A 3,507-nucleotide genomic window follows, 5' to 3' on the forward strand; every position below is an offset into this window, starting at 1 on the left:
ACGCCGAAAGTAGTTGGTGGGCAACTGCCTGCGAGGAAAGGAAGCTGCCGTGCTCTTTTTTAATATTCCGGCTTAGCTCAGTTGGTAGAGCGCTTGACTGTTAATCAAGATGTCGTCAGTTCGAGTCTGACAGCCGGAGTAAGGAGAGAGAAGGAAGCTAGGCTTCCTTCTTTTTTTATACTTTTTATGAGATAATGTCGAAATATTAATATTTAGGAGTTGATATTATGGATGAAATGGAAAAGATTGAACGCGAGTTATCTAAAAAAGATTACTTCGTAGTCAGTTCCATGTTATTTGCTCTGTTTTTTGGTGCAGGTAACTTAATCTTTCCACTTCACTTAGGACAAATTGCTGGACATGATTGGTCGTTTGCAGCAGTAGGATTTTTAGTAACGGGTGTGCTATTACCGCTATTTTCGGTGTTAGCTATTGCATTGACGCATTCAGATGGTGTGTATGATATTGGTTTGCCAGCTGGGGCAAAATTTGCATTAGTGTTCATGACTTTGATTCATTTAACTATTGGCCCATTATTTGGTACCCCTAGAACGGCGACTGTTTCATATACCGTCGGAATAGCTCCTTTTGTACCAAAGCAGTTTAATCAGATTGGTTTATTGATTTTTACGACTTTATTTTTCATTTTTGCTTATCTTATTGCATATAAAGAAAGTGATATTTTAAGTGCTCTGGGTAAGATTTTAAATCCTATCTTTTTAATCTTACTCTTTTTAGTGTTTTTCATTGCTTTTCTTTTTCCGATGGGAGATCCTAATGCGGCTCCAGCAACCAAGGCATATGGTAGTAGCGGTCTTTCATTTATTAATGGCTTTTTAGAGGGCTACAACACTATGGATGCATTGGCAGGATTGGCATTTGGAGTAACTATTATTACCGCAATTAGGCAAATGGGTAAAAAGGAAGACAAAAGTGTCGCAATAGTAACTGCTAATTCAGGTGTATTTAGTATGTCAGCCATAGGATTGATCTACGTATTTCTAATTATCATTGGAGCTATGTCTTTAGGTCGATTTAAAGTTTCTGCTGACGGAGGAATTGCCTTTTCACAAATTGTTCAAAGTTATGCAGGTATTGCTGGACAAGCACTATTAGCAGCTTTAATAATCCTAACTTGTATCACTACAGCTGTGGGATTAGTAGCAGCCTTTGCACAAGATTTTCATGCTCATTATTCAAAATTAAGCTATCACACTTGGTTGGGGATTTCTTGTGGTGCTGCTTTCTTGGTAGCTAATTGCGGTCTGGAAACGATTATTGCTTGGTCTAAGCCGGTACTTATGTTGCTTTATCCAATTGCAATTGTAGTAATTATTCTATCGTTGGGTGTGCATATTTTTAAGAAAAATAAGACTATGTACGTGGTGAGCTTATTTTTTACACTAATTCCAGCTATTCTTGATATGATCGTCAGCATGCCGCCAGTAGTTAGTCAAAGTTCGTTTGGATTGGCTATTGCTCATGTTAGAAATACTCTTCCGTTAGCAGGACAAGGGTTATCTTGGGTAGTTCCTATGCTTGTCGGTTTAATACTAGGAACTATTATATTTAAGATTAAAGCTAAAAATAGTTAACAATAAAGCATCTGTAGGTAAAAACTTACAGATGCTTTTTAACTTAAATCGAGATTTTTAAATTCTTCGATTAATTCTTGCAAAGAAGAAGAAATCCTGGCTTCTTTTTTAGTTGCGATAAAGAAGTTAATATAAATTAGATTTTCATCAATTTTTAGTAGGTTCACTGGAGTTTGGCGCATACGGCTAAGTATGCTAGCTGAAGAAACAGTAAGGCCTACTCCTCTTAATGCTAAGTCTGTAGCCGTAATGATGCTTTTACTTTCTAAAACAATGCAAGGCTTAATATGAAATTTTTGAAATAAGCCATTCACTTGATGTCGAATTGCCGATTCTGAGGCACTTAATACCATAGGAGCCTGCAAAACTTCCTTAAGGTCTAAGTCATCGGCTTCTAAAATAAACTTGTCAGAGCGGAAATAAGGCGAATTCTGAGGGATGACTACATAATATTGTTCTCCATTTTTGACTAGGTAATCTAAATCGTGGGAAATAGTCTCAGGTGTTTGTCCAATATAACAATCAATGTCACCATTGAGTAAATTTGTTTCATTTTTGCGTGGAGAATTTTCAAATAACTGAATTTCCACGTTAGGATTTTTTTGTAAAAATGAAGGTAATAATCGAGGCAATAAAAATGAGCCTAAGCTTTCTAAAATGCCTAATTTAATGATTTCCTTGTTAGGTTGGGTATATGGAGCAAGGTCGCGATCCAATTGTTGGTCACTGTAAGAAATATTTTCTAAATACTTGTAATAAATCATGCCTGCTTCTGTTAATGAAAAAGGTATCCGGTCACGATTGATAATTTTGGTACCAAGTTTTTTCTCGATTCTTTTTATTAACTGGGTCAAATAAGGTTGAGAAATATATAATTCTCGCGCTGCTTTAGTAAAATTGCTCTCTTTAAGTAATACATCAAGATAATGTAATAAAGCTTCAGGGTCATTCATGAAAATCCCTTCTTTCCTTCGATAATAAAATTATTATAACGCATTAGCTAGAGAACTATTTCATCTATAAATTAAGTATAAATTTAGAACAAAAAAATATCAGCCTTTTTGGCTGATTTTTTAGTTTGCAATAAAATCAATTAATTGCTGAGCAGGTTGAGATAACTGATGCTTAGTACTATAGACTAGATAGATGGTTCGCGTGCTTTGAGGCAGCTCTAATTTAGATGCCAATTTTGAAGCTGTAAAAACGGTATTTTCAACATATAAAGGAATAAAGTTTAAATCAGAATAATTATCAGTTTTTGAACAAACGCCTAAGTCGAAATTTCCGTTTTGGACTTCTAAGCAAATTTGATTAGAAATAGCATTGTGGTAAATGTAATGAAATGTGCTAGAATTTTCTTTTTCGAATGCTGAAGTAATATGAGGCAGAAAGTTCTCTCTAGCAGTGGGGATGCAACCTATTTCTATAGTATTATTTCTCATTTGCTTGGTATGATTAATATTATTTTTTGTCTTTTCGAGGGTTAAGATAATGGAATCTGCTGATTCAAGGAATATTTGACCGTATTCTGTTAATTCAATACGGCCGTTACGCCGTTCGATTAAATTATAATGTATTTCTAAGGTTTTGATTGAATTAGATAAGCTAGGCTGAGAAATATGTAATCGTTTTGCAGCACTAGAAAATTGGTGTTGTTTAACCAATTCATTAAAGTAATAAAGTTGATTTAGATTCATAATTTAGCACTTCACTTATAATAATATACTAACTATTATTAAATTATCTTTTTAAATAAGAACAATATTCGACTTGAGAAGAAAAAAGAGAGCAGATGTTTACAGTCTGCTCTCTTTTGGGGATTTATTTTATTGATCAAATTTTTTATTTATTTCTAGTTCGCCGATTGTAAAATTAAATTGAACACTTGATAAAAAATAAAAAGTCCATTCGG

The 3,507-nt window shown here is 34.1% G+C and carries 3 protein-coding genes and 1 tRNA gene; 2 read left to right on the top strand and 2 right to left on the bottom strand.

Annotated elements, in window-relative coordinates:
• Positions 1–66 precede the first annotated feature (66 nt).
• Positions 67–139: transfer RNA gene (locus tag CP368_RS09390), tRNA-Asn, on the top strand.
• A 97-nt stretch (positions 140–236) separates the two neighbouring features.
• Entirely contained in the window at positions 237–1,595 is a 1,359-nt protein-coding gene (gene brnQ, locus CP368_RS09395; RefSeq protein ID WP_098046027.1) for a branched-chain amino acid transport system II carrier protein, read from the top strand.
• A 38-nt stretch (positions 1,596–1,633) separates the two neighbouring features.
• Here brnQ and CP368_RS09400 read toward each other — a convergent pair whose 3' ends face one another.
• Positions 1,634–2,548: a LysR family transcriptional regulator gene (locus CP368_RS09400; RefSeq protein ID WP_035434639.1), complete on the bottom strand. Its 915-nt coding sequence runs from the start codon at positions 2,546–2,548 to the stop codon at positions 1,634–1,636.
• Between the two features lie 120 nt (positions 2,549–2,668).
• A complete protein-coding gene (locus tag CP368_RS09405; protein ID WP_098043891.1) occupies positions 2,669–3,292 on the bottom strand; it encodes a LysR family transcriptional regulator in 624 nt (207 codons plus the stop codon).
• Between the last annotated feature and the right edge of the window lie 215 nt (positions 3,293–3,507).

The sequence above is a fragment of the Lactobacillus sp. UMNPBX17 genome, assembly GCF_002553735.1.
Lineage (GTDB): Bacteria > Bacillota > Bacilli > Lactobacillales > Lactobacillaceae > Lactobacillus > Lactobacillus gallinarum.

Excerpts from the sequence above, each read along its gene's own strand:
- CP368_RS09400 (WP_035434639.1), bottom strand. The coding sequence starts at position 2,548 with ATGAATGACCCTGAAGCTTTATTACATTATCTTGATGTATTACTTAAA.
- CP368_RS09405 (WP_098043891.1), bottom strand. The coding sequence starts at position 3,292 with ATGAATCTAAATCAACTTTATTACTTTAATGAATTGGTTAAACAACAC.
- brnQ (WP_098046027.1), top strand. The coding sequence starts at position 237 with ATGGAAAAGATTGAACGCGAGTTATCTAAAAAAGATTACTTCGTAGTC.